Source organism: Kitasatospora sp. NPDC029312, assembly GCF_055569215.1.
Window position 1 is genome coordinate 50,155 of sequence record NZ_JBVHXY010000049.1, and the last position, 6,128, is coordinate 56,282.

The following is a 6,128-nucleotide window of genomic DNA, read 5'->3' on the forward strand; positions in this document are numbered from 1 at the left end:
CCTTGCCCGACGACAACGACGACCAGGCCGACGCCGTCGCACCGGCCGAGCCGTCCCGGCCGGGACGGACCGCGTACCGTCGTGGCGCAGCCAACCCGAACGGCTCGACCACCGCGCTGCGGGCCGATGTCCTCGGCGCGCTCGGTGTCCTCAAGGTCGCCACCGCCGACCAGCTCCAGCGAGTGCTGCGCCCCGGCGCGGCGTCGAACAAGGCGATCCGGCAGGCGCTCGGCGATCTCGCGCTGCACGGCCTGGTCGCCTCGGACGGCAACACCAAGACGCGGCACAAGACCTGGCGGCTGGAAGGCGCCGCCGGGCTGGACGCGGCCGCCGCCGTGCTCGGGATGGTCCGTTCCGAGATGGGCGGCACCGCTCGGGGCGCCGGGCGCTCCGGCGCCCAGCACGCGATGGCGGTCAACGAGACGATCGCCGCGTTCGTCCTCGGCGGCAGCGAGCCCGGGGCCGCGGGCGGGGTCGGCACGGCGCGCTCCTGGTCGACCGAGACCGAGTTCCTGCTGCCCGGTGGCAAGCGCAAGGTGCGTCCGGATGGGGTGTGGCAGGCCCCGGAGATCGGGGTGCCGGTGCTGATGGTCGAAGTCGACCGCTCCACCATGGCCCCGGCCGACGTCGCCGCGAAGTTCCCCCGGTACGGCGAGTTGTTCCGCACCAAGCTCCGCGACAACGACCCGACCCTCGCCGACCGCGAGCCGGCCGATCGCACGGTGCACTGGTGGCGCCGGGCCTACCCCGGCCACACCCGCGCCGGGTACCCGCCCGTTGCGCTGGTCGTCACCGACGCCGGACCGGTCGCGCTGGCCAACCGTCAGCAGGCCGTCGCGGACCTGTCCGCCGACTGCTGGCGCGGTCGGTGGTGCAGGGAGGTCCGCGACTACAACGACGACGGGTGGCGCGAGTACGACGATGCCGTGCCCATCGTCGCGACCACCCTGGAGCTGCTGGCCGAGCACGGGCCGCTCGGGCCGGTGTGGTGGCGCTTCGGCCGCTCAGGCCGGCACTCCCTCATCGAGGCGCTGGAGAACCCGAACAACCGGGCCGCCTACGACCTACGCCAGGCCGCCCGCGAGGACGAGCAGCACAAGGCCCACCGGGAGCTGATGGACTCCCTCGTCTGCATCGACTGCGACGACGTCCCCGAGCAGGAGAGCACCTGGGAGTACGGCCCCCGGGGGCAGGTCGAGTGGACCCGCCGCCCCGGCGGCCGCTGCTGGCCCTGCCACGAGAAGGAGCAGCAGCGCCGCGAGGAGGAGCGGAAGACGAAGGCCCAGACACGGCTGGAGGCGGCCCGCGCCGCCAACGCCAAGCTGCGTCCGTGCTGGACGTGCCGGGGCTCGATCGGCGGGAAGGAGGGCTCGTTCCTGGAGCTGAAGGAGAAGGCCGGCCCCGACCGGCTGGAGTGCCCGCACTGCGAAAGCGACCGGGAGGACAAGGAACTGGGGCCGCTGGTGCTGCCCGCCCCGACCAGGCGCGAGCAGGTGGCCGCCCGCGTCTTGGCCCCGGCCGATCCGTGGTGGAAGGATCGGCTTCGGCACGCGGAGCTCTACCCGGTGAAGAACCGTACCCGTGAGCGCCGGTCCGGGGCTGTCGCGGGTGCTGTCGCGTGTCCACCTGCGCCCCTTGTGTGGGACGTGTGCACCAGCAGCAGCTAAACGGCTAGGTTTGCCTGCCAAGTACTGTCCAGGAAGAGGGTGGGGAAGGTGCTCGGCTGGGTTGGGCGGACTAGGAACTGGTGGCGGGAGACACCTGCTGCAGTTCGATGGGTCGCGTATGTTTGCGTCCCTTTGGGATTAGCCTGTGTATCGCTGGGAGTCTACGGCGATTCGCATTCTTGGTGGGATAATCGAAGCTTTCTCACCAATCTGGCGTCTAGCTTCGCTAGCCTACTCTTCGGCGTACCAACGGCTCTCGTAGTTCTGTCTCACCTGAGTGAAATTCAGGCAGAAGCCATCGAGCGACGCTCGGTGCGGCGTCGCACAGATATTGCGGTATCCGAGTTCAAGAAGACGGCACTTCAGTGTATTCACCTGCGAGCGTGCAAATTTTGGCCTGCGGACTTCTGAGCTCCTGGTCCTGGGTGCGACTGTAAGGGATGCCTTCGCCGCCGGGAACTTCTCCTCCAGTCAAGACTTGATGAGGCAGCGCCATGAACTATTGCGGAGCTGGTCTCGGCTCGATAATAGAGGTCTACTGGAGTGGCTGAACCTGCTGAGCACTCTATGGGAGCAGCTCGATCGTGACATCCGGCCACTACTTCAGGGGCTTGGCCTAGCGTGGCTTCCGATTCGCAGTGACGCGCACATCCGGGAAATGTTCTCTGCCGTGAAGTCGCGTGATTTGCTGTCACTTTCTTTGCCTCATGATTATCTTGAAAGGCTATCCCGCGTCGTGAACTCTGGAACACCCACGGAAAGGGCGGAAGCTAGGCGTGAGCTGCTAGATAACGCAAATGCCTTCCAAGGGTGGGTGATTTTTGCATGTGGAATCGCCATGCGCCTGGATGAATTGGATCATATCGGCCGTTAGTAAATTAGGGGTGCGGAATCTGCCACCCATAGCCAGCGCCAGCGGAGCGAGCTGGGATTCCTGCTTGGCGGTGAGCTGGGCGCGCGACAACTGGACGGGTATCCGCCTATCCCGCACGCTGCCGTGCCGTACGGGGCTCGGCACACGGTGGGGGCGGCAGGAGCTTGCCGCCCCCGGTCTGTGCCCGGCCCCCGACCACCGGGCTATTGCCAGCGGATGCCGAGTTGGGTGAGTCGCTCGGCCCGGGCAGCGGGGATGTCGGCATGTCGGCTGCGGCTGTTCGCGATGAACAGGCCCAGGCTGATCTGCGCCGTGGTGCCGTCGTCCAGCACCAGCGGTTCCTTGTGCTTGCGGGGGACGTTCAGGTGGCCCTCGCGGGCCCGGTACTGGGCGGCGGCGGCGAGGTTGCGCTGCTCCTTCTCGGCGTGGCTCACCTTCCCGGCCGGCTTCTGCTCGGCGGTCAGCGGCTCGATTCCGAGGACGTGCTCGCACGCCCACTGCTGCGCCGGTGCGAGCTTGTTCCAGCCGACCCGCTGGGCGCGGCCCCACCCGGCGAGGTCCTCGCCCTGGACGATGATGCTGCCCGGCTCGGCGCCGGCGAGCGTGCCGCCGTCCTTGACGTGGCGCCAGGCCAGGGCGAAGCAGCGCTGCCACTCCACCGACCAGGCCGGGCACCACGCCGGGTCGATCGCGTCGAGGGCGGCCTTGCGGTCGGCGGTCAGCGCCCCGGTCCAGTCGAGGCCGGTCTCCCCGGCCTCGGCACGGCGCTCCAGGGCCTCGGTGCGCCGCTGGGCGGTGCGCAGGTTCTTCATGATGGTGCCGACCGGGCGCCCGCCCCAGACCGCCTCGTTGGGCGGGCAGGCGTGGCCGTGCTCGGCGGCGTACCCGGCCACCGCGGCCAGGTTGTCGGTGAAGGCCGTGTCGAACGCGGACCAGACCATGCCCAGCTCGTCCAGTTCCTTGACGCGCTCCGGGTCGAGGACGTCGGCGGCCTTGTAGCGGCGCTGGTCGGCCACCCACACCCCGAGGCGGTGCCCGGACGGCGCCCGGTAGGCGTAGGGCACCTTCACGTCGCCGAACTTCTCCCGGTAGGCGAGCAGCTCCTCCAGGCCCCGCCGGAACTCCGCCCGCTCGGGCTCCAACACCCGGGTCCGCACGAAAGCCGCGATCACGACCGGGTCGCGCTGGGTGGAGAACTGGAGCAGCTGCGCCTCTCCGGCGGCGGAGCGGCGTTCCTCCGGCTCTGCGGCATGCCTCGGCTCGCGCGGGGGGCGGGTCTCGGACTGCGGCAGGGCCAGGCGTTCGACGGCGGCCGCGTCGTGCGCGCGCAGGGCCATGAGCAGTTTGCTCAGCCCGTCGTAGGCGCGGGAGGTGAGCAGTTGGTCGCCGTTCTCGCCGGCGCCGAGCAGGACGGGCACCACGATGGTGGCGACCTTGCCGCTGCCCGGGTGCATCCGCAGGGCCCGGCCGACGGCCTGGACCAGGTCAACCATCGAGCCGCGCACGTCGGCGAAGAACACCGCGTCGCAGTCGAAGGTGTCCACGCCCTCCGACAGCACCTTGACCGAGGCCAGGATGTACCGCAGCAGCCTCCACCCGTCCTCCCTGACCAGCGAGGCGAACGTGCCCAGCACGGCCCGTCGCTCGGCCGGCGTGTGCTCGGCCTCCAGCCACGTCGTGCCGATCAGCTCCGGGGCCGGGTGCAGGGCCGGGTCCTGCTCCCAAAGCACCCGGGCGACGTCGCCAAGGCCGGTGCTTAGCGCCCGGGCCTCGGCGACCATGTGGTGGAAGGACAGCACCCGGGACAGGTCCCACTCCGCGCAGGCGGTCAGCAGGGCCGTCTGCAGGGCCGCCAGCCGGGCGCCCCGGTACTCCACCGACACATCGCTCGCACCGCGCTGCTCCAGGCCCTGGAGGACCGGGTCGGACACGTCCACGCACAGGATGCGGTACGGCGCGATCACCCCGTCAGAAATCGCGGTCCCGAGGGGATAGTCGTGGGCGACGGGCCCGAACAGCGCCTCGTCGTCCATGCTTGCGATCAGCTCGGCCGCCTCGATCCCGGCCGCCGCCGCCCGCAGCCGATCCGTCTCCTTCACCGCCCACAGGCGCGGCGTGGCCGTCATGAACAGCCGCCTGTCGCAGGGGATGCGGGTGTTGTCCAGGATCGCCGCCCACGGCCGCCCAGCTTGACCACTGACCCGGTGCGCCTCGTCGACGACCGCGAGTGAGAACGGCTCCAAGCCCGCCTGGTGGGCCTTCTCCAGGTGGCCCAGGCCCAGGCTGGCGTAGGTGGCGAACACCGTCACCCGGCCGGCCCCGGCTGTCCACTTCACCAGCTCCGCCGGATCGGTGGTGCAGCGCAGACCCACGGGCTGCTCGTTGCCCACCAGCGAGCAGAGCCCGACCATGAGTCCGCCGTGCCCCTCCCGCTGCCAGACCCCGGCCGTCTGCTCCAGCAGCGGCAGCGAGGGCACGAGCACCAGCGTCCGCTCCGAGTGGAGCCGCCCGGCGACGTGCACGGCTGTCAGCGACTTGCCCGAGCCCGTTGCGGCCCGGATCTGGCACCGCAGACCCTCCGGCGGCACCAGACCCGACGCCGGAGGCGTCAGAAGTCGTACTGCCGCGTCGCACGCCTCTTCCTGGTTCAGGCGCAATTTCTTCGCCATAATTACTGTCTCCCTTTTCCGGAATTCATGCGACGCGAAAGAAAAGCCGCCACGGCCTTATTTGAGGGCACTCCGCTATTCAGCGGGCCCGTTTCTCGAAGTGCCCGCTCAGCCCTCGGCCAGCCAGCCCCGGCCGTTGTCCAGGTCATCGGCCAGCTCGTAGTGCAGCGCGTGGGCGCATTTCGTCACCCACTCGCCGAGCTCGGCCACCCGCTCAAACTGGGCGATCAGCAGGGCCCAGCAACGGCGAAGCTGTGCGGCTCCCGCTCCATGTCGTCGGCGATGCCCGGGAACATCCGGAGCACCCGCCACAGATCGGCCGGAGCCGCCTTCTCCGGGTCCGGCAGCTCAATACCGTCAGCGTCTCGCACGATCACAGCACTCACCATCCATCGACGAGGATTCGCGTCCGGGCCCTTTGAAGAGGCGCCGAATCCGGGCGACCCTGCCGATTCCAGAGGCGCCCGGAGCCTGTCCAGCAATCCAGAGCCTAGCGGGTTGCTGTCTTTGATGCACGAGAACGGGCGAAGCCCGTCCCTGTACCACCCCAACGAGTGACCCCACCACCTGACCACCCCTCACCATCCCACCCGTCAAGGCGCGAAGCGCCCCCCACCCATCACCCCAGTCAGCCCGGGCGAAGCCCGAACCCACCCCCACTCACCCAGGGCCGAAGGCCCCACCCTGACACCCACCCAACTCCGCAGCGAAGCGCGGAGTTGACCCACCACCACCCAAGCCCATGGCGCCCGCCACCCAACCCGATCGGGCGCAGCCCGATCCGGCCGGCGCAGCCGGCCCCGGGGGGGGGGGGGGGGGGGGGGGGCGGGGGGAGGACAGGGTGCGTCCCCCCCCGGAAAAGGGGGGGCAAGGGAGGGAGAAACAGCCAAAAGGACAAGGGGGAAAAGAACCGCACGA

3 protein-coding genes are annotated in these 6,128 nt (G+C 69.9%); 1 reads left to right on the forward strand and 2 read right to left on the reverse strand.

The window, feature by feature from the left end; all coding sequences use genetic code 11:
- The first annotated feature begins 2 nt into the window (after positions 1-2).
- Positions 3-1,667 (forward strand): replication-relaxation family protein, encoded by a 1,665-nt coding sequence (locus ACZ4WV_RS30240; protein ID WP_465751823.1) that lies wholly within the window; start codon positions 3-5, stop codon positions 1,665-1,667.
- 1,077 nt (positions 1,668-2,744) lie between these two features.
- On the opposite strand, the gene ACZ4WV_RS30245 is transcribed toward ACZ4WV_RS30240, so the two are convergent.
- Positions 2,745-5,210 (reverse strand): Helicase associated domain protein, encoded by a 2,466-nt coding sequence (locus tag ACZ4WV_RS30245; protein WP_465751824.1) that lies wholly within the window; start codon positions 5,208-5,210, stop codon positions 2,745-2,747.
- Between the two features lie 227 nt (positions 5,211-5,437).
- Positions 5,438-5,581 (reverse strand): hypothetical protein, encoded by a 144-nt coding sequence (locus tag ACZ4WV_RS30250; protein WP_465751825.1) that lies wholly within the window; start codon positions 5,579-5,581, stop codon positions 5,438-5,440.
- Between the last annotated feature and the right edge of the window lie 547 nt (positions 5,582-6,128).